Raw genomic sequence first — 18,158 nt, forward strand, 5'->3', positions numbered from 1 at the left:
CTGCCGTGCTCATAAGAGCAGACCGATGTTAAGATTTCCCCAACGCTCTCAAAGGTCGGGCACAAGTTCCATTGCCCCAATCCAAAGCGAGCGATGGCTACTAGGCGCCACCTCATAGTCACCCGCCAGTATATGCCTCAGTTGCGCGACGGTCACCTGATCCCCATCTGAACCGGTGGTTTTTGCACCTATAGAGAGTACTTCACCAAACTCACGCACGCTAAACACATCCACCTGCCGCGTATTCAAAGGCAAAAAGACAAAACCCATTCTCTCTTTTTGGGACGGAACGAAATCGCCGAAAACCAAAACACACCCAGGGTCTTGTGCCCGTTCACAAATATCGACCCAATCCTGAAGGCGATACAGTGGAATGTTACGGAACGCCTGCGCGTCAATACCTTCGCCCGCGGGGAGCACCGTCATCAGCTGCGCCAGTTTTTCTGCAGGCTCCAGACGCGCGCGCCCATTTAATTGTCTTGCGATATCCGGATGTTCCTCCGGATGTTGCACCGCCGCAATCGCCTCTTGCCATGCGGGGATATCTGTCGCGAAATCCGCGCTCAACGCGACCAGCCCAGCACGCCCAGCATGCCCCCAATCCGTCTGCATTTCCCACAGCGCGGCATCCTCTGGCGCAACAGCACCCGAAATAATACGCGCAGTCTGCGACTGGGTCGAAATACGCTCCGCCTGCAGCACCGGCGTCTGCCAAAGCGCCAACAAAATGAGCATGCCAACGGCGATCTTGATGTTGGCTTGACGAATGCGCCCCATCCAATCGCCGCGCAGCAAAACGGAGGCCGCATAGCAAACCGCATGTGTCCCCACGACCAGCACCATACAGGCCGTCGCCAAGCGCGCAGGCGTCCAGCCATATTGCCCAACCCGCACCCACAGCGCAAAGGCCGCCAAACCGATCAACACAGGCAACAAAAGCGCCAAAGCAGCCGTTGCCGCCCGCATCCAGACATTCTGCACCGCATCCAGATCACTGCGATCCAACGCAACGCTGATCAAGGTGATCATGCCAACAGCCACCCCCAAAAGCGTGGTCGCCTGGCTCAGATTGCCAAACATTTCCCCCGGAGCCTGCAAAATCGCAGCGCCGACAAAGATCAGCACCACCCCAAAAATCACGGGCACCAAAAGCCGCAACAGGCGCATGATCAGGAAGGGCGAAATGTAGTCGCGCAGCTCATGTACCACTGAAAGGCCAAGCCCCAAGCCAACGCCCGATACCACAAATGCGGCCACCTCAACGTCAAGTAGGTCCGCAATCAGCGTCAGACCAACAATTTGCAACAGCGCATCGCTCAGAAACACAACCGCCCAAATCAACGCCACAAACAGCCACGCTGCCGAGTAACGCACCAATATGCCCCAACTCACATCAAAGAGATGGCCATAGTCCCGCAGGCTGTGATGGTCGCGAAGCGTGGCCCCAACAAACGGCGTTCCAATCATCAGAAAAAGCGCCCAAGCCACAATTGGGTGCTGGGCAGCGGCAAATGCCTCAAGCGTGTCAAACCTCAGCCCGCACCATGTCAGCAATGCCGCGGCTACAGCTGACAACCCAAGCGCCGGCAACGCTGCGCGCCCGATGCGATGTGGTCCGCTCAATCCAAGCAAAACAGCAAAAAAACCAGAGACAAATCCAGTCAGCGCCAAATAGGCCAGCGGATGGCTGACAACCTCATGCGCTTTTTCGATCAACGCCCAGATGGACACACCGGCCAAACCGCCAACGATCGCCATCTCTGCACGCCCCGCAGCCGCGTAGCTTTCCTGCGTGTGCATGCTCACCTCCAGTATCACTTATGATGTTTTCTATAGCCGGTTGGTGATAAAAAACAATGTCTTGAAACCGTGACCTTGACGTGAGCGCAAGATGCGCAAAACTTCGCCCACACTGCTCAGAAATCGGTTGGTGCGCCGCCTTCTTCTTTGCGCCGCGCCACAAATACCGCCAGCTCTTCGCGGATGGCGGGATCCATCGGCGGCGCCTCATATTGACCAAGGGCTTCTTTGGCAATGTGATGGGCGCGCTCAGCAGTCCAGACAGCGCCTGCGGCCTCAAAAGCCTCAAAGTTGCGCCAGTCAGATGCAATGGGCTGATAGAACGCTGTCGTATAGCGGTCTTGTGTGTGGTCAATCCCAAAAAAGTGTCCGTCCGAGCCCACCGATCGAATAGCATCAAGCGCGATTTCGTCATCCCCAGTTGCCCAGACCTCCGGCTCCAAATAGCGCTGGATCATCTGGATAACCTCGCAATCCATGACAAACTTCTCCGGACTTGCGATCAGCCCCCCCTCAAGCCAGCCCGCGCCGTGATACACCATATTCGTGCCGGACTGCACAGCACTCCACAAACTGTTGGAGGTCTCCCACATGGCCTGGCCATCTGGCACATTCGCCGCGCAGACCCCGCTCGCGCGCATGGGAAGACCATAGAACCGCGCCATTTGCCCGGTCATTTGTGTCGCACGCATATACTCCGGTGTCCCAAAGGCAGGGGCACCAGACTTCATATCAACATTGGAAGTAAAAGTGCCAATTGCACAGGCAACACCAGGACGGATATATTGTGCGAGTGCCACAGCGCTCAGGGCCTCAGCCAACGACTGCGCCACCGCGCCGGCCAGCGTCACCGGGGCCATGGCCCCCGCAAGCGTGAACGGCGTCACCACCAGCGCCTGATTGCGCCGCGCCAGCCGCATCCAGCCATCAATCATCGGTTCATCATGTTTAAGCGGCGAAGTGGAATTGATATTGGTAAAGATGTGCGGTCGCGCGTCGAAAGCTTCCTCAGACAGCCCCGCCGCGATCCGCACCATTTCCATAGCGTCTTCCACACGTTCTTTGCCCAACGAATAGGTGTGCACAACCTTATCTGTCAGGGTCAGCATGTCATACAGGACATCCAGATGGCGGATGGAAGCGTGAATGTCCTGCGGCTCAACCGGGTAGCCGCCAATGAAGTGGATACAGTTGAAAAACTGCGACAGCCGCAGAAGGTCTGCACATTGCGCACGCGTGCCCGGAACCTTCCGCCCCAGTGCCAGATCCCAATAATTTGGCGGGCTGGAAACATTGCCAAACAGAATATGGCCCTTCCCCATGGTCAACTGGCGGTCCGGGTTGCGCGGGGTCAAGGTCCAGCTTGAAGGCGCTTTGCTGACCATCTCCATGACAAACGTGCGATCCATAAAAATGCGATCTTCAACCACACGACAGCCCGCTTCTTTCAAGATCTTGCACGCCTCGGCATGAAAGAACTGAATGCCAATCTCTTCCAGAATGCGCATCGCACCATCATGCAGCCGCGCAACACCCTCCTCGGTCAATGGCTCTGTCGGTCTGTCGGTGTTCACAGGCAACCGCCACGACATCTGCTCTAGCCCCACTGTGCGCCCTCTGCGGGCTGCACGGCCCCCACTCCGTTTGGCTCTCCGGGAAGTTTCTGATGACACTGACATGACGCCCCTCCTCGCTGTCTCACCAGAAAACGCTTCCTCCCAGCATCATGCTGCGCATTTTCGACATAATACGTCGCTTTTAGCGCGCGACTTCCATGCTCAGGCTGGTTTTAGCGCATAAAAATACCCCCGAGCGCAAACGGCACGGGGGTATCAGACGGAGTATTCCGATGGTCCCGGCTGGGATCAGCCGCGCAACCACTCCGGCAAATGGCCAATATTGGGCAGCACGACATCCGCCAAAGGTGCAAGCTCAGCTTCCCCTGCAACCCCCGTCAAAACCGCAACCGTCTGCATGCCTGCCCGGCGCCCGGCCAGCAAATCATGGCTGCTGTCTCCCACCATCGCGATACGCGCCGGATCAAGAGAGACATGTTGCGCAAACGCCAACAGCGGATCCGGATCAGGTTTGGCGCCATACCCACTGTCAAACCCCGCGATGAAGTGAAACCGGTCCACAACCCCGGCCTCTTGCAAATGGGCCCGCGCGCCATATTCCGTGTCGTTCGTCATCACGCCGATTTTGAGCCCCTGCGCGATAAATCCATCCATCAAAGGCACCAAAGGCACCGCCGGTGCCAACGAGGCTTCCGCCGCCGCCAGCATCAGGGTGCGTTCAATCGCATCCACATCGCTCTGCGGCACAACGCTGGCGACAGCCTCAGCCGCCTCGCGATTGGTGCCTGCAATCACAAAGCTCTCTGGTAGAAAAACACATGCGCTCAGATCAAACTGCAAAGCCTCCGCAATGCGCGCGGCCAGACCATCGTCTCCCTCGGCAAACCCTGTGATCATTTGCGCAGCCCACCCGTTCCAGGTTGCCCCAAAATCAAACAGCGTGCCGTCTTTATCAAACAGTAGCCCGTCTACCCGCATCATCTCGCCTTTGCTGAAGTCATTGGGGCCCGCCCCATGTCGCACGCACCCTGCCCCGCCGGCCCCAAGCGTGCAAGGAAAACAAAAACACCTAGGTCCAATGCGCCCGCGCCTCACCCAAAAGCATATTGGCAGCCATCAGAGGCACGTCATAGGCGAGCTCATTGGCATCACAAAATGAAACCACCCAAGCGTCGTCCATTGTTAAGAACTCCAGCACCGAGCCGAGGAAATCAGAATCACCCGCCCGCGCTCTCAGATCCTCAACAGAGGCACCCGTAGCCCCCATAAAGACGCCAACCACCTCATCTTGGGTCACCAACCAACCCAAAGCCTTAATTGCAACGGTTTCCGCCACTTCTTGAGAAAGTCTCATTTGCCCAGACTTTCGAAAGGGTTTGTTAACCAATGATAAGCCATTATGAACGCGTCCCGTTTCCACAGTTTTCAGGTTTTCTTATGGCAGCTCATGTCTTGATCGTCGACAGCATCTCGGCGAACCGTATCTTGTTGAAAGTCAAACTGACTGGCGCCTTCGCTCATGTTGAGCAATCCGCCAGCGCAGGGGAAGCTTTGGATCTGCTTCACGCAGAAACACCAGACCTGTTGGTACTGGGCGGAGATCTTGTAGACATGTCTGCGCTGAAGCTGTGCAAGCTGGTGAAAGAAGATCCAGCCTTTGCCCATCTGCCAATCTTGATCGCAAATACAGAAGGCACGCGCACGGATCGTATTGAGGCGCTCAGGGCCGGGGCGGATGACGCATTTGATATGTCCGTCAGCACGGATGCCCTGCTTGCGCGCATTCGCAGCATCATTCGCGCGCGCAGCTCTTACGAAGAATTGCGCCTGCGCGAGCAGACAAGTCAGATTCCCGGGCTGGCGGAGTCCTTTGCTGGTTTTGACGGCCCCGCACAGGTTTTGCTTGCATCCTGGAACGCTGCCGAAGGGCTGTTGTGGAGTGCGCAGCTGCAACACGAAGTGCCATACGGTGTGCGCCATCAGCCAGTGGCTCAAATCATGCAGAACATGTCACTCTTTGCGCCTCCGGACGCAATCGTCATCTCATTGCGCACCGCCACGCCAGACGAGTCACTGCGCCTGCTTGCAGAAGTGCGGGCGCGGGCCACCACGCGGCAGGCAGCTGTTCTGGTTGTACTGGATGCAGAGGACGATGCGGCACGGATCAACGCGCTTGACCTCGGCGCCAATGACGTTCTGATTGATGGCTTTGACGCAGAAGAGGCCAGCCTGCGCCTGGCTGCAATGATTGCGCGCAAACGCCTGACCGATCGTCTGCGCAAGCGCGTGGAAGACGGGTTGACCGCGGCAGTAACTGACCCGCTCACCGGCCTGTTCAATCGCCGCTATGCGATGCCGCACCTGAACAAACTCGCGCAGCGTGCGCACACTCAAAGAGGCGATTTCGCGGTGATGCTGGCCGATCTCGATCACTTCAAGGGCGTCAATGACCGGTTTGGTCACGCAGCGGGCGACATCGTTCTGGCAGAAATTGCCCGCCGGATGCGCCGCTGCCTGTCACAAGCGGATTTGATTGCGCGCATGGGCGGCGAAGAGTTTATGATCGTTGTTCCTGTAGAAGATGTGGCCGCAGCAGAGCAAATCGCCCAACGTCTGTGTGATGTGGTGCGCTCTGAGCCCGTCTACCTGCGTGGCAGAGATATCCAAATTCCGGTCACCGTCAGCATTGGCGTGGCTCTCGGCAGTGATCTGATCAAGGCCTCCAGTGATGCGGCGCCCACGTCACACCTACGCGTTGCCGCAAATGATGGCATCGCCTCTGCATTGATCGATCGCGCCGATCAGGCCCTCTATGGCGCCAAAGCTGAAGGACGTGACAAAGTCACTCTCAGCTGCCCCGCAGCGTGATGTACAGTCTACCACGGCTTGCGCGCCCACTGTCGGGCGTGCCGCATCGGGCAATTGTGAAGACTTTGAGCGGTGTGTCGCCAACTCACTCTGACTTGTGCTTTTTCTTTGATTTGCCATCGCGATGTCCACCTTTGTGGCCGCGCTTCAGCTCCTCTTCCAGCCGATCTGCATAGGCTGCGCGCTCTGTATCGCTCATGCTGGAAATACGTTTCAGATAGCTCTCGCGCGCGATCTCGCGGCGATTGATGCCCGTCTGATCCAGCGTCTCCATCGTCGCCTTCATCGCAGGCGCATCAAACGGGGTCTCGCGCAGCAGGTCCAGCACGTCGAGATACAGCACATCATCCGCCCGTCGATCCACGGAGGCCGACCGAAAACCGCGACGGATCTCGCGCCCGACTTCGCGTTTGTCCTCATGGCTCAGCGCCCGCACAAAGGGTGCGGTAAATCGGTCACCAACCGGCGATGGTCCGTCGTGTTTTTTGAAGCTGAATACTGCACCGCCAACCAGACCAAGGATCACAACATTCAGTGTGAGAGATCCAATCAACAACACCCGCCCCACAAGGCGTTTTCGGGATTTTGGCGAACCCACATTCGGGGTTTCAGGTGCACCGTTGTCTTGTGTCATCATTCTTCCTCCACGCCCAGCGACAAGGCGTAGCTCACGTCCAAATCAGAGAGGTATGTTTGTGCGCTCTGGCCATAAAGATCGAGCCCCAATGTATTCTGCATCAAGGCGGTTCCTGAAGACACGCCAATCCACACGCCCGCCGCGCCAGCAATTGCAACACCACTGACAGAAGGCCATCCGCCCAGCGCCTGCAATACAGCATGGAACAAGCCTCCTTCTGCACGCGGTGCCACATCGGCGCTCTGTTGTGCGCCCCGCTGCTCAGCCTGAAGTGTCTCCGCGCTTTCAAGCACACGCGCCAACAGCTCTGCGGATGGATCCATGCGCGCATCACTCTTGGCAGAGGCAAACAGATCCTCCAGCGCTGCATCATCAAACATGTCATCGTCAAACTTATCAGCCATCGGTATACCCCAGTGCCTCGCGCTGGCTGGCCAATGCCTTGGCCAGCGTTCGTTTGCCGCGCGAAGTCAGGCTTTCCACTGCCTCCACGCTGATCTCCATGATGTCGGCAATTTCAGGATTGCCCAACCCTTCTATATGGCGCAACACCACTGCCATACGTTGACGTTCTGGCAAAGTGTTCAGGGCGTGCTGCAGGGCATCGTTGCGCGCCTGATCCTGCATCTGCTGTGCCGCCGATTTCGCCTCATCTTCCGGCTCCGGCACCGCATCGAGCGCCACACCGCGTGTCTTGCGCAGCCGATCGGTACACAGATTGGACACAACGCGATAAAGCCACGTCGTGACTTTGGCCTCCCCTTGCCGCCACTCAGGCGCTTGCTTGAAAAGACGGATCATCGCCTCTTGCGCCACATCCTCGGCCTCAGCTCTGTCACTCAACATGCGAAACGCCTGCGCAAACGCACGCGGGGTCAGCCGCAGTGTCAAAATGCGCGCAGCAGCCCCATCTCCATTGGCATAAAGCACCAACAAAGCATCATCGGGCATCTCATCCTGTTGATCGTATGGCATTGTCATTGTCTCAAGGGCTAACCGCTCCGCCGGTGCTGCGCAATTGCCTGAATGACACCTTGCGCAGCGGGCCGTTACCGGATCAGTTTTCGTCTGTCGCGGGAACGCCTTTCTTCATGCCGCCACGCGCCTCTTTGGCCGCATCCCATTCTTCCTGACTGATGCTACCGTCACCATCGGTATCGAGCGCCTTGAACATCTTTGCCTTGCGCTCAGCCTTATGCGCGGCGCGTTTGTCTTTCATCGCGTCATATTCTGCCTTGCTGATCTGACCATCACCATCGCTGTCCAAACGCTCCAGCATTTTGCCGATACGATCTTCTTTGGGCTTCATTTCTTCGGCCGACAGCTGGCCATCGCCATTGGCATCCATGCGATCAAACATCCGGTCCAGCCCCTTGAGCTTGCGATCCTGGCCCGCAGCCTCTGCCTGCGCGCGCAGCTCATCGCGCGAGATCAGATCATCATCATTGGCATCCAATCCTTCAAAACGCGCCTGCGCCTGAGCTTCCAGCTCTGCGCGCGTGACCACACCGTCGCCGTTGGTATCCAACTGCTCAAACGCAGGCATATGGTGGCCTCGGTGATGGCGGTGTTTGCCACCTTCTTTGGCAGAGGCCCCCACGGCGGTCACGCCCAGGGCTGCAATCACAACTGCGCTGATCATCAATTTGCTCTTCATCTTGGTCACTCCTTTTCGGCTCCGTCCAAGCTGGCTCATTGCCTGTTTGGTGCTGATAGAACGTACCACCCACAGGTTTCCGTCGCTTGGGTTTCAAGTTTTTTTTTGCGTCCTTGAAACCGCGCGCTTTGCGACATCGCGCCGCAAGGCACTTTGCCCTCTTTAATCTGCGCGCAACGCACCTCATTTTGGGCGGATCGAACGCGAGGACATGTGATGAGTGAAACAACAGCGGCACTGGAAGACAGACCCTTAAAGCCAGCACTGCTGCGCGGCTTTCGGCGGAAATGCCCAAATTGCGGCGATGGCCCCATTCTGAAAGGCTATCTCAAGGTGCGCGATCATTGCCCGGTGTGCAAACAAGAGTTCCATCACCATCGCGCCGATGATGGCCCCGCCTATCTGACCATTCTGATTGTAGGCCACTTGATGGCGCCATTGCTGCATGTGGTATTTGTGCATTGGCGCCCGGAACCTCTGATCCTGTTTACAATTTTTGCGGTTGGCTCGGTGGCGCTGTCCCTCTACCTTCTGCCAAGACTGAAGGGGGCAGTTGTTGCGTTTCAATGGGCGCGACGCATGCACGGATTCTAAACATCCGGCTCAGATCCCTTGATGCATGAGGGGAGCATCCGCCAGTGACCGAAGACAAAGCCGCCATCCGGAATGCCGCGACAGTGATTGTTCTGCGTGATCGCGACACAAACCCGCGCATCCTCATGGGACAGCGCGGGGCCAAAGCCGCCTTCATGCCAAACAAAGTGGTGTTTCCAGGCGGCGCTGTTGATTCTGGCGACGCCGACATCGCATTGGCAACGCCGATCTCGGAGTTTTGTGCCACCCGACTGCGCCAGGACAGCCCGCAGGATTTGACCCACAGCCTATGTGTCGCGGCAATCCGCGAACTCTGGGAAGAAACCGGCCTGATCCTCGGTCAAAAGAATGTCTGGTCCGCCCGCCCGGCTCCGGATTGGGAAAGCTTCGCCGCCACCGGCCACATCCCCACCGCTGAAGCGCTGCAATTTGTCTTCCGCGCCATCACACCTCCGGGCCGTCCACGCCGATTTGATGCGCGCTTCTTTCTGTTGGACGCGGATGAGATTGCCACGGATCTGGATGATTTCTCCGCCGCCTGCGAAGAGCTGTCCCATCTTCAGTGGATTCCGCTCAGCGAGGTGCGCGCGTTTGATCTGCCTTTCATCACCGAAGTGGTGCTCGCCGAAATCGAGGCGCGCGTGACAGATCGCAATCCCCCGACCTCTGTGCCTTTCTTTAAGAACAACGACGAGGCCAGCCTGTTCATGCAGCTGCACGGCCGCGAACAGGATCGTTAAATCAGGCGAGCAGAATCAGGCCAACAATCGAAGCCGCCAAAAGCGCCATACCAAAATATTCGCGCTTGCTGATGGTTTCGCGGAAAATCAGCACCGTACCCAGAATGCCAAACACCAGCTCGATCTGCCCCACTGTCTTTACATAAGCTGCGTTTTGCAGCGTGAAGGCCGTGAACCAGCAGAACGTGCCAGCCATGCTGGTCAAGCCAATGAACCCGGCAGTCCGCCATGCACTCAGCACCCTGCGAACTTCGCCCGGCTCACGCAACTTTAGCCACAGCCACATCCCGACCATCTGCATCGCTGTCACCGCTGCCAATGTCACCAAGGCGCGCTGCATCGGCGCCTCTAGCGGCACCTCAAGTGACGCACCACGGTAACAAACAGCCGAAATGCCAAACAAAGCCCCTGCAAGCAGCCCAAGCGCCGCCGAAGGGCTCAGCACCCATCGCCAGCCTTGCTGATTTGCCTCAATCGGGCCTGACAGCACCAATACCCCCGCGACGCCAATCGAAATCGCCAGCATCCCCAGCGGTGAAACCGCCTCTCCCAGCACCAGAATGCCAATCAACACGGTCAACAGCACTTCGGTTTTGATAAACGCCATGCCGACGGCAAAGTTGCGTCGCCCAAACAACATCACGGTACACACCGTCGCCGTGATCTGTGCCGCTCCGCCAACAATGCCATAGCCCCAGAACGGCAACGCCAGCTTTGGCAGCTGTATTTGGCCCAAAGCCACCAGCGTTGCCAAAATCGCACCTGCAATCGGCGCCGAATAGACAAACCGCGCAAAGGTTGCTCCAGCCGCGGAAAGTTTCACCTGCGCGAGATGTTTCTGCAGCATGAACCGAACGGTCTGAAACGCAGCGGCGGCGAGAGAGGCAATGATCCAAAATTCCATGCCGCTCTAGATGCACGGCTTAGATGCGCTTGTCACGCCCAAGCTGTCCCCATAACGCACCCACTCCCGCTACAGTCGCCCCCAGTGGACCCGCGCCCAGACGCGTTCGTAGATGACGTAACAGCACAGCCCGACCCCGGTGTTGATCAACGCAAGCTTGCCCCCCAACGCCAATGATCCCGTGGCCAAAAGCCCGACCAATGCCATTGAAGCCAGGCCAATCACGTTCCAGATCACTGCTTTCACAATCGAGCGTTTCGGGGTTTCTGTTGCCATGCTTCATATCCTTCTGGTCGTCCCTCACGCTTTCGTGAGCATGACTGACACTTACCCTGAGGCGCTGCGTTTCATAATTCCGAATATGATTAACAAAAATCGTCATTAGTGATAATAATCAACTTATGATCGAAAATATCGACAAACGTCTCCGCGCCAACCGCTTCCGCCAACGGCTTGCCACCGCCATGCAGACCAGCGCGATGTCACAGGCAGCGCTCGCGCGCGCCATCGGCGTGGATCGCTCCACCATCAGCCAATTGCTCAATGACGACGGCGCCCGATTGCCAAATGCGCAGGTTGTGGGCGAATGCGCGGCTGCACTCGGAGTGTCGGCTGATTGGCTCCTTTCGCTCACAGATCGCCCGGAAAACACCGCCGATATTCTGGCAAACGCCCTCACGGTCACCAAAGCGCCCCGTGCACTTGTGGATGAACAGATTTTTGCATGGCATCAGGAGGCGGCAGGCTACAAAATTCGCCATGTGCCCGCAGCATTGCCTGACATGCTCAAAACCGACGACATGCTGAGTTGGGAGTACTCCCCGCATCTTGGCCGCACCACAGAACAAGCGATCAACGCATCCCGTGACCGGCTGAACCTGATGCGTGCGGCCCAATCAGACTATGAAATCGCGCTGCCGCGGCACGACATGGAATCCTTTGCCCGCGGCGAGGGCTACTATCGTGGCCTTCCCACAGAAACACGCGCACGACAGCTTGATCATTTCGCGACCCTGTCTGCGCAACTCTATCCGCGCATGCGCCTCTATCTTTTCGACGCCCGCCGCCTTTACTCCAGCCCGATCACTGTTTTTGGGCCCTTGCTTGCCGTCCTTTATCTCGGGCGCAACTATCTTGCGTTCCGAGACACCGAGCGCGTGACCTCGTTTACAGAGCATTTTGACAATCTCGTGCGCCAGGCAGATGTCACAGCACGCGAAATTCCGGCGTACATCGAACAGCTCAGATCCGATTTATAGGGCAAGATACCGTCATAGAGCGCGCAACAGACTTGTCTAAAACGCCTATGGCTTCGTCACATCGTGACTGTAAATCCAATCAAACTGCCCCACCAGTTTTTTGGGCGCAAAGGTGGTCGCCAATCGCATGCCCATATGCGCGGCCGAGCGCACGACTGGGTTGGCCAGGTGATACTTCCAGGCGTTCTTGCTGGCGGCATCCACCACCCGTTTGACACGCTCCTCTCGGCGCGTTTGATAGGCCGCTAGCCCCTCAGAAAGGGTGCCCGCGCGCTCAAGCGCATCTCTTAGGACCCAGGCATCTTCCATCGCCATAGAAGCCCCCTGCGCCATAAACGGCAAAGTGGGATGCGCCGCATCACCCAGAATGGCGCAGTTTCCCTGATGCCAAACCGGCGCCACAGGGTGACGGAACAGCCCCCACCGGCTGACCTCTGTGACTTCACCAAGCAATGCGCGCGCATCGCCTCCAAAGTCGTTAAAAACACGGCGCAGGTTTTGCGGATCATCGGTGTGATGCCAGCCCTCTTCGGCCCAGCCTGCCTGCTCCTGCACGGCAACCAAATTCACCATCGTGCCACCGCGCAAAGGATAGCTCACCAAATGCCGATGCGGCCCCATATGGACCTGCACCAAATTGCCATGACGCATGGTGTTGGGAACAATGGCCCGCCAGGCGACCTGTCGCGTGAAAAACGGCGCAACCGTGCCATTCAACACCCCCCGCAACCGCGAATGCAGACCATCCCCGCCAATAACAAGATCGGCGCGCATTTCTGAGCCGTTGGACATCACCACCCGCGCCCGCTCACTGTCGCGACCTGGATGAACTGTCTCCACGTTCTGCAGCAAAAGTATTTTGATCCCCGCCGCCCGCACAGCCTGTGCCAGCAGATCAATCAAATCCGCACGATGCACAAAATGATAAGGCGTTCCCGCTTTGATCAATCCAAGATCAAGATGGGCAACCAGTCGTCCAGCGGCATAATCCCGCAACTCAACAGCCTGTGCCTTCACCGAGCGCGCCTCAAGATGGCTCGCCAAACCAAGCCCACGCAAAACCGCCAAACCATTGGGGCTGACCTGTAGGCCGGCGCCCACTTCCTTGATTGCCTCTGCCTGCTCCAGCACACAGACCCGTGCGCCCAGCTGCCGCAAAGCCAGCGCAGCTGTCAGTCCACCAATACCAGCGCCAATGACGCAAACTTTCTGTTCACTCAGATCCATCGTCGCCATATCTACAAAAAAACGCCGAGGCAAAAGCCCCGGCGCGGTGTTTTTTTGAGCAATTTGAAAAAATCAGTCGTCGCGATGTACTTTTTCGCGGCGTTCATGCCGTTCTTGCGCTTCAAGGCTCATCGTCGCAATTGGGCGCGCATCCAGACGGCGCAGCGAAATCGGCTCTCCGGTAACTTCGCAGTAGCCGTATTCACCTTCATCAATGCGGCGCAATGCACTGTCAATTTTCAGAACGAGTTTGCGTTGGCGATCCCGGGTGCGCAATTCTAGGGCGCGGTCGGTTTCTTCGCTGGCGCGGTCTGCAACATCAGGAATGTTGCGTGTGCTGTCTTGTAGGCCTTCAATGGTGTCGCGGCTGCCTGCCAGAAGCTCCTCTTTCCAGTTCAGCAGTTTACGACGGAAGTACTCAACTTGCCGGTCATTCATGAACGGCTCATCCTCTGCAGGACGGTAGTCGTCCGGCAGGAAAGTTTCTGCTTTCATTTGTGCTCCCTTACCGTGGTCAACGTCCGTGGTGCTATTCAAGTCAGACATGCCACCCCCTTCTCTATTGCCAGCAAATACTCTCTTGGAGCGAGAATGTCACTACCTGTTAATGGTACATTGCGGACAAAATATGTTCACGATAGGCTGCCGCGAAAAATTGATGTACGGGCGGAGAAATTTTATGCAGTTTTCAGGCACCAAAGACTATGTGGCCACAGACGATCTGACAGTGGCTGTAAACGCCGCGGTGGCGCTTGAACGCCCTTTGCTGGTCAAGGGCGAGCCGGGCACAGGCAAGACCGAACTGGCGCTGCAAGTGGCGCGCGGCCTTGGCCTAAAAATGATTGAGTGGAACGTCAAATCCACGACCAAGGCACAGCAGGGCCTCTACGAATATGACGCCGTGTCTCGCCTCCGCGATAGTCAACTAGGAGATGAGCGCGTCCACGATATCTCCAACTACATCAAACGCGGAAAACTCTGGGAAGCCTTTGAGAGTGATGAAAAAGTTGTGCTGTTGATCGACGAGATCGACAAGGCCGACATCGAGTTTCCAAACGACCTTCTCCAAGAGCTCGACAAGATGGCGTTCCACGTCTACGAGACCGGAGAAACCGTCAGCGCCAAACACCGCCCGATCATCATCATCACCTCCAACAACGAAAAAGAACTGCCCGACGCCTTCCTGCGCCGCTGCTTTTTCCACTACATCCGCTTCCCGGATATGGAGACACTGAAAAAAATCGTCGAAGTGCACCATCCAGGCATCAAAGAGGCGCTTCTGACCACCGCACTCACGCAGTTCTTTGAAATCCGCGACACCGCCGGGCTGAAGAAAAAACCCTCCACCTCTGAAGTGATTGACTGGCTGAAGCTGCTTTTGGCCGAAGATCTCTCTCCAGAGGACTTGAAGCGGGATGGCGCCAATGCGCTGCCAAAACTGCATGGGGCGCTGCTGAAAAACGAGCAAGATGTCCATCTTTTTGAACGCCTCGCTTTCATGGCGCGCTCCGGCCGCTGAGCAACAGCTGCGCATTTGCCGCGAAACAGAGGATCGCATGCCATAGGTGGCAAATAAAACGTGGCGCACAACAGTTTTTTGCGCCACGCCCCCGTTCTTGGCGTAACCTGAACCATAGGCGTCAGTCAGCATCTTGCATTTTGCAGCGCATAAGGAGCAAACTAGGCCCATGATCACAGCCCAAGCCACCGACTTGTGCATTCGTCCGCTCGAACGCTCTGACCAAGCCGACTGGCGCAGGCTCTGGACAGCCTATCTCGCCTTTTATGAAAGCACGGTCTCAGATGAAGTGTATGCCACCACATTTGAGCGGCTTCTGGGGGATGACGCTCAGGATTTTTCCTGCCTTGTAGCTGAAAAAGACGGCGCCCTGGTTGGCCTCACCCACTACCTGTTCCATCGCCATGCCTGGCGTGTGGAAAATGTCTGCTACCTTCAGGATCTCTACGCCGACCCACAGGTGCGCGGCACAGGGGTTGGGCGCAAACTGATTGAAGCTGTGTATGAAGCGGCAGATGCCCAAGGGGCTCCAAATGTCTATTGGCTGACGCAAGAGTTCAACACGACGGCGCGGCAACTGTATGATCGTGTTGGCAAACACACCCCATTTGTTAAGTACCAAAGGCCTTGATGTTTCGTTTTTTTCTTCCTGTCGTTTCGGTTTTGGGCGCGCTCGCTTTGGGGGCCTGCACCCCGCTAAACCAAAATAACACCTCCACACGCGCCGCCGTGGCCGACACGACGCTGCCGCCGGTCAAGGGGTTTGCCACACCACGGCCCAAAGCTCCGGCGCGGTCCAACCGCGATATTGCACGGGATTTTCTCGATCTCACATTTGAGCTGGAAAGCGGGCGCAAACTGGAGCGCCTGACACGGTTTGAAGGCCCAATCACAGTACGTGTCACAGGCACACCGCCCCCCGGCATGATGACCGACCTGCGCGCCCTGCTCGCGCGCCTGCGCTCCGAAGCGCGCATCAACATCAGCCTGAACAACACGCCAAACGCAAATATCACCATTCAGGCCGTGTCCCGCAAAGAGATCCGCAAGGCGCTGCCACAGGCGGCTTGCTTTGTTGTGCCCAATATTTCGTCTCTCAGCCAATATCGCGGCGCGCGGCGCAGCGGTGCGGCCAACTGGGCCCTGCTGGAAAACCGCGAAAAAATCGCGATCTTCCTGCCCAATGACACCAGCCCACAGGAAACCCGCGACTGCCTGCACGAGGAACTGGCGCAAGCGCTCGGTCCTCTCAATGACCTTTACCGCCTGCCGGACAGTGTCTTTAACGATGATAACATCCATGCGGTGCTGACCGGTTTTGACATGACCATACTGCGTGCGTTTTATGATCCGATGCTCGCCAACGGCATGAGCCGCAATCAAGTTGCCAATCGTCTGCCCGCCATCTTGAGCCGGATCAATCCGCGCGGGGATCAGCTGTCGTCAAATCCCCTGCCCGCCACACCGCGCAGCTGGATTGACGCGGTGCAAACCGCCCTTGGTCCCGGAACCACACCCGCCGGTCGCCGTGTCGCGGCACGACAGGCGCTCTTGATTGCCCAGTCTGAGGGCTGGCGCGACCACAGGTTGGGCTTTTCCCACTACGCGCTCGGGCGCCTGTTGCAGTCCCAAGACATCAGCGCCGCACTGTCGGAATTCCGCGCAGCCGATCGCGCCTATCGCAGCACCGATGGTCTGGGCCCGCACCGCGCCTTTGTCGCCACCCAGCTCTCTGCCTACGCGATCAGCGCAGGCCAAAGCCGCGAGGCCCTCAAAATCATCAGCCCTCAGCTCACCACGGCCGCCGAATTTGAAAACGCGGCACTGCTGTCTACCCTCATGCTGCTTCAAGCCGAAGCTCTGGACATGGAAGGCCAATTGGAAGATGCGGCCAACCTGCGTCTGGACAGTCTTGGGTGGGCACGCTACGGATTTGGGCCGGATTGGGCAGTGCGCGCAAAACTGCGCGAAATTGCAACGCTCAGCCCGATCAAAGGGGGATCATAAGACAAGATGTTCGTGATTATTGGGGCGCTTTTGGGCGCAGTGCTTGGCGGTGCCATTGCCAAAAAACGTGGCGGCAAACGGCTGGATATTTTGCAATATTCCGCTGTTTACGCGATGATTTTTGCTATGCTTGGCCTGTTCGTAACCTTAGCTATCCACCGTATGGCATTGTAAAAAATCATGTTTCTTCCCTTCTTTGAAAATCTACGCACTGCCCGCGTGCCCGTGTCGCTACGCGAGTTTTTAGGCTTTCTAGAAGGATTAAAGGCCGGGCTCGCCACCTATGATGTGGAGAGTTTTTATTACCTCGCCCGCACCGTGATGGTGAAAGACGAGCGCAACATCGACAAATTTGATCGCGCCTTTGCCATGACCTTTGATGGTCTGGCAGAGATCAGCGCAGAGGCCGTTCTGGAAGCTGTGGACATTCCCGAGGAATGGCTGCGCAAGATGGCCGAGAAACACCTCAGCGCCGAGGAAATGGCCGAGATCGAGGCCATGGGCGGCTTTGACAAGCTGATGGAGACTCTGCAGGAGCGCCTGAAAGAGCAGGAAGGGCGCCATCAGGGGGGCAACAAATGGATCGGCACTGCGGGCACCAGCCCGTTTGGCGCTTATGGCTACAACCCCGAGGGCGTGCGCATCGGCCAGAAAGAAAGCCGCCACCGCCGCGCGGTGAAGGTCTGGGACAAGCGCGAGTTCCGCAATTTTGACGACACGGTCGAGCTCGGCACCCGCAACATCAAGGTGGCGCTCAAACGCCTGCGTCGCTGGGCACGCGAAGGCGCGGCAGACGAGCTTGATCTCAATGGCACCGTTCGCGCCACCGCAGAGCACGGCTATCTGGATGTCAAAACCCGCCCCGAACGCCATAACGCCGTAAAAGTGCTGCTGTTTCTCGATGTTGGCGGCTCGATGGATCCGCACATCAAAGTGGTGGAAGAGCTATTTTCTGCCGCCCGTGCAGAGTTCAAACATCTGGAATATTATTACTTCCACAACTGCCTCTATGAGGGCGTGTGGCGCAACAACCAACGCCGATGGAACGACCAGACCCCCACCCACGAAGTGCTGCGCACCTATGGGCCGGACTACAAATGCATCTTCGTCGGGGACGCCTCCATGTCACCTTACGAAATCGCCTATGCAGGTGGGGCCAATGAACATTGGAACCAAGAGCCCGGCCAGGTCTGGCTGGAGCGCGCCCGCGATCAATGGCGCGACAACCTCTGGATCAATCCGGTGCCAGAAGCACAGTGGCAATACACCCACTCCATCAGCATGATCCGCGAGATTTTCGAGGACCGCATGGTGCCAATGACCCTGCAAGGGCTAGAGCGGGGCATGCGCGAGCTGACCCGTTGATCCC

21 protein-coding genes are annotated in these 18,158 nt (G+C 57.5%); 9 read left to right on the forward strand and 12 right to left on the reverse strand.

The window, feature by feature from the left end:
* Positions 1–48: 48 nt before the first annotated feature.
* The 4 genes from PJL69_RS05925 to PJL69_RS05940 all read right to left on the reverse strand — a co-directional run bounded on the left by PJL69_RS05925 (position 49) and on the right by PJL69_RS05940 (position 4,731).
* A complete protein-coding gene (locus PJL69_RS05925; RefSeq protein ID WP_271308818.1) occupies positions 49–1,800 on the reverse strand; it encodes a DUF4153 domain-containing protein in 1,752 nt (583 codons plus the stop codon).
* A 116-nt stretch (positions 1,801–1,916) separates the two neighbouring features.
* Positions 1,917–3,479, reverse strand: coding sequence for a trimethylamine methyltransferase family protein (locus PJL69_RS05930; RefSeq protein ID WP_271308819.1), 1,563 nt, complete (start codon positions 3,477–3,479; stop codon positions 1,917–1,919).
* Between the two features lie 186 nt (positions 3,480–3,665).
* On the reverse strand, positions 3,666–4,355 hold the full coding sequence (locus tag PJL69_RS05935; RefSeq protein ID WP_271308992.1) for an HAD family hydrolase: 690 nt from the start codon (positions 4,353–4,355) through the stop codon (positions 3,666–3,668).
* A 91-nt stretch (positions 4,356–4,446) separates the two neighbouring features.
* A complete protein-coding gene (locus PJL69_RS05940) occupies positions 4,447–4,731 on the reverse strand; it encodes a DUF3572 domain-containing protein (RefSeq protein ID WP_209096459.1) in 285 nt (94 codons plus the stop codon).
* Positions 4,732–4,814: 83 nt separating this feature from the next.
* Between PJL69_RS05940 and PJL69_RS05945 the strand changes: the two genes are divergently transcribed.
* Positions 4,815–6,245 (forward strand): diguanylate cyclase, encoded by a 1,431-nt coding sequence (locus PJL69_RS05945; protein WP_271308820.1) that lies wholly within the window; start codon positions 4,815–4,817, stop codon positions 6,243–6,245.
* Between the two features lie 85 nt (positions 6,246–6,330).
* Here the strand turns inward: PJL69_RS05945 and PJL69_RS05950 are convergent, their stop codons facing one another.
* The 4 genes from PJL69_RS05950 to PJL69_RS05965 all read right to left on the reverse strand — a co-directional run bounded on the left by PJL69_RS05950 (position 6,331) and on the right by PJL69_RS05965 (position 8,539).
* Positions 6,331–6,882 (reverse strand): periplasmic heavy metal sensor, encoded by a 552-nt coding sequence (locus PJL69_RS05950; protein ID WP_271308821.1) that lies wholly within the window; start codon positions 6,880–6,882, stop codon positions 6,331–6,333.
* The gene (locus tag PJL69_RS05955; RefSeq protein ID WP_271308822.1) at positions 6,879–7,286 is read right to left on the reverse strand and encodes a hypothetical protein; all 408 of its coding nucleotides are present in this window, start codon (positions 7,284–7,286) and stop codon (positions 6,879–6,881) included. The genes PJL69_RS05950 and PJL69_RS05955 overlap by 4 nt, the downstream gene beginning before the upstream one ends.
* Positions 7,279–7,863, reverse strand: coding sequence for an RNA polymerase sigma factor (locus PJL69_RS05960; protein ID WP_271308823.1), 585 nt, complete (start codon positions 7,861–7,863; stop codon positions 7,279–7,281). Before PJL69_RS05960 ends, PJL69_RS05955 begins: the two co-directional genes overlap by 8 nt.
* Positions 7,864–7,939: 76 nt before the next feature.
* A complete protein-coding gene (locus PJL69_RS05965; protein ID WP_271308824.1) occupies positions 7,940–8,539 on the reverse strand; it encodes an EF-hand domain-containing protein in 600 nt (199 codons plus the stop codon).
* Between the two features lie 216 nt (positions 8,540–8,755).
* Between PJL69_RS05965 and PJL69_RS05970 the strand changes: the two genes are divergently transcribed.
* Together PJL69_RS05970 and PJL69_RS05975 are read left to right on the forward strand one after the other, a co-directional pair.
* Positions 8,756–9,133 (forward strand): DUF983 domain-containing protein, encoded by a 378-nt coding sequence (locus tag PJL69_RS05970; RefSeq protein WP_209096473.1) that lies wholly within the window; start codon positions 8,756–8,758, stop codon positions 9,131–9,133.
* A gap of 44 nt (positions 9,134–9,177) precedes the next feature.
* A complete protein-coding gene (locus PJL69_RS05975; protein WP_271308825.1) occupies positions 9,178–9,873 on the forward strand; it encodes an NUDIX hydrolase in 696 nt (231 codons plus the stop codon).
* 1 nt (position 9,874) lies between these two features.
* Here PJL69_RS05975 and PJL69_RS05980 read toward each other — a convergent pair whose 3' ends face one another.
* On the reverse strand, positions 9,875–10,777 hold the full coding sequence (locus tag PJL69_RS05980) for a DMT family transporter (RefSeq protein ID WP_271308826.1): 903 nt from the start codon (positions 10,775–10,777) through the stop codon (positions 9,875–9,877).
* A 69-nt stretch (positions 10,778–10,846) separates the two neighbouring features.
* A complete protein-coding gene (locus tag PJL69_RS05985) occupies positions 10,847–11,053 on the reverse strand; it encodes a DUF2061 domain-containing protein (protein ID WP_209096479.1) in 207 nt (68 codons plus the stop codon).
* 125 nt (positions 11,054–11,178) lie between these two features.
* Here PJL69_RS05985 and PJL69_RS05990 point away from each other — a divergent pair, with 125 nt between their 5' ends.
* Positions 11,179–12,036 (forward strand): helix-turn-helix domain-containing protein, encoded by an 858-nt coding sequence (locus PJL69_RS05990; RefSeq protein WP_209096481.1) that lies wholly within the window; start codon positions 11,179–11,181, stop codon positions 12,034–12,036.
* Between the two features lie 45 nt (positions 12,037–12,081).
* Here the strand turns inward: PJL69_RS05990 and PJL69_RS05995 are convergent, their stop codons facing one another.
* On the reverse strand, positions 12,082–13,263 hold the full coding sequence (locus PJL69_RS05995) for an FAD-dependent monooxygenase (RefSeq protein ID WP_271308827.1): 1,182 nt from the start codon (positions 13,261–13,263) through the stop codon (positions 12,082–12,084).
* Positions 13,264–13,335: 72 nt separating this feature from the next.
* Complete coding sequence (gene dksA, locus PJL69_RS06000) at positions 13,336–13,758, reverse strand: RNA polymerase-binding protein DksA (RefSeq protein ID WP_209096484.1); 423 nt, start codon at positions 13,756–13,758, stop codon at positions 13,336–13,338.
* A gap of 184 nt (positions 13,759–13,942) precedes the next feature.
* On the opposite strand from dksA, the gene PJL69_RS06005 reads away from it, so the two are divergent.
* The 5 genes from PJL69_RS06005 to PJL69_RS06025 all read left to right on the forward strand — a co-directional run bounded on the left by PJL69_RS06005 (position 13,943) and on the right by PJL69_RS06025 (position 18,154).
* Complete coding sequence (locus PJL69_RS06005) at positions 13,943–14,782, forward strand: AAA family ATPase (RefSeq protein ID WP_271308828.1); 840 nt, start codon at positions 13,943–13,945, stop codon at positions 14,780–14,782.
* A gap of 169 nt (positions 14,783–14,951) precedes the next feature.
* The gene (locus PJL69_RS06010; protein ID WP_271308829.1) at positions 14,952–15,413 is read left to right on the forward strand and encodes a GNAT family N-acetyltransferase; all 462 of its coding nucleotides are present in this window, start codon (positions 14,952–14,954) and stop codon (positions 15,411–15,413) included.
* The gene (locus PJL69_RS06015; protein ID WP_271308830.1) at positions 15,413–16,789 is read left to right on the forward strand and encodes a DUF2927 domain-containing protein; all 1,377 of its coding nucleotides are present in this window, start codon (positions 15,413–15,415) and stop codon (positions 16,787–16,789) included. Before PJL69_RS06010 ends, PJL69_RS06015 begins: the two co-directional genes overlap by 1 nt.
* A 6-nt stretch (positions 16,790–16,795) precedes the next feature.
* On the forward strand, positions 16,796–16,963 hold the full coding sequence (locus tag PJL69_RS06020) for a hypothetical protein (RefSeq protein WP_271308831.1): 168 nt from the start codon (positions 16,796–16,798) through the stop codon (positions 16,961–16,963).
* Between the two features lie 6 nt (positions 16,964–16,969).
* Positions 16,970–18,154 (forward strand): vWA domain-containing protein, encoded by a 1,185-nt coding sequence (locus tag PJL69_RS06025; RefSeq protein ID WP_271308832.1) that lies wholly within the window; start codon positions 16,970–16,972, stop codon positions 18,152–18,154.
* Positions 18,155–18,158: the final 4 nt, after the last annotated feature.

Origin of the sequence: Shimia sp. MMG029 (assembly GCF_027947445.1) — a bacterium.
In the GTDB taxonomy this organism is placed as follows: domain Bacteria; phylum Pseudomonadota; class Alphaproteobacteria; order Rhodobacterales; family Rhodobacteraceae; genus Shimia.

Bases quoted from the DNA above. Each gene is read 5' to 3' on its own strand.
- PJL69_RS06025 (WP_271308832.1), top strand. From the start codon at position 16,970: ATGTTTCTTCCCTTCTTTGAAAATCTACGCACTGCCCGCGTGCCCGTG.
- PJL69_RS05940 (WP_209096459.1), bottom strand. From the start codon at position 4,731: ATGAGACTTTCTCAAGAAGTGGCGGAAACCGTTGCAATTAAGGCTTTG.
- PJL69_RS06015 (WP_271308830.1), top strand. From the start codon at position 15,413: ATGTTTCGTTTTTTTCTTCCTGTCGTTTCGGTTTTGGGCGCGCTCGCT.
- PJL69_RS05985 (WP_209096479.1), bottom strand. From the start codon at position 11,053: ATGGCAACAGAAACCCCGAAACGCTCGATTGTGAAAGCAGTGATCTGG.
- PJL69_RS05960 (WP_271308823.1), bottom strand. From the start codon at position 7,863: ATGACAATGCCATACGATCAACAGGATGAGATGCCCGATGATGCTTTG.
- PJL69_RS06005 (WP_271308828.1), top strand. From the start codon at position 13,943: ATGCAGTTTTCAGGCACCAAAGACTATGTGGCCACAGACGATCTGACA.
- PJL69_RS05945 (WP_271308820.1), top strand. From the start codon at position 4,815: ATGGCAGCTCATGTCTTGATCGTCGACAGCATCTCGGCGAACCGTATC.
- PJL69_RS05930 (WP_271308819.1), bottom strand. From the start codon at position 3,479: ATGTCAGTGTCATCAGAAACTTCCCGGAGAGCCAAACGGAGTGGGGGC.
- PJL69_RS05935 (WP_271308992.1), bottom strand. From the start codon at position 4,355: ATGCGGGTAGACGGGCTACTGTTTGATAAAGACGGCACGCTGTTTGAT.
- dksA (WP_209096484.1), bottom strand. From the start codon at position 13,758: ATGAAAGCAGAAACTTTCCTGCCGGACGACTACCGTCCTGCAGAGGAT.
- PJL69_RS05990 (WP_209096481.1), top strand. From the start codon at position 11,179: ATGATCGAAAATATCGACAAACGTCTCCGCGCCAACCGCTTCCGCCAA.
- PJL69_RS06010 (WP_271308829.1), top strand. From the start codon at position 14,952: ATGATCACAGCCCAAGCCACCGACTTGTGCATTCGTCCGCTCGAACGC.
- PJL69_RS05950 (WP_271308821.1), bottom strand. From the start codon at position 6,882: ATGATGACACAAGACAACGGTGCACCTGAAACCCCGAATGTGGGTTCG.
- PJL69_RS05995 (WP_271308827.1), bottom strand. From the start codon at position 13,263: ATGGATCTGAGTGAACAGAAAGTTTGCGTCATTGGCGCTGGTATTGGT.
- PJL69_RS05965 (WP_271308824.1), bottom strand. From the start codon at position 8,539: ATGAAGAGCAAATTGATGATCAGCGCAGTTGTGATTGCAGCCCTGGGC.
- PJL69_RS05970 (WP_209096473.1), top strand. From the start codon at position 8,756: ATGAGTGAAACAACAGCGGCACTGGAAGACAGACCCTTAAAGCCAGCA.
- PJL69_RS05955 (WP_271308822.1), bottom strand. From the start codon at position 7,286: ATGGCTGATAAGTTTGACGATGACATGTTTGATGATGCAGCGCTGGAG.
- PJL69_RS06020 (WP_271308831.1), top strand. From the start codon at position 16,796: ATGTTCGTGATTATTGGGGCGCTTTTGGGCGCAGTGCTTGGCGGTGCC.
- PJL69_RS05980 (WP_271308826.1), bottom strand. From the start codon at position 10,777: ATGGAATTTTGGATCATTGCCTCTCTCGCCGCCGCTGCGTTTCAGACC.
- PJL69_RS05925 (WP_271308818.1), bottom strand. From the start codon at position 1,800: ATGCACACGCAGGAAAGCTACGCGGCTGCGGGGCGTGCAGAGATGGCG.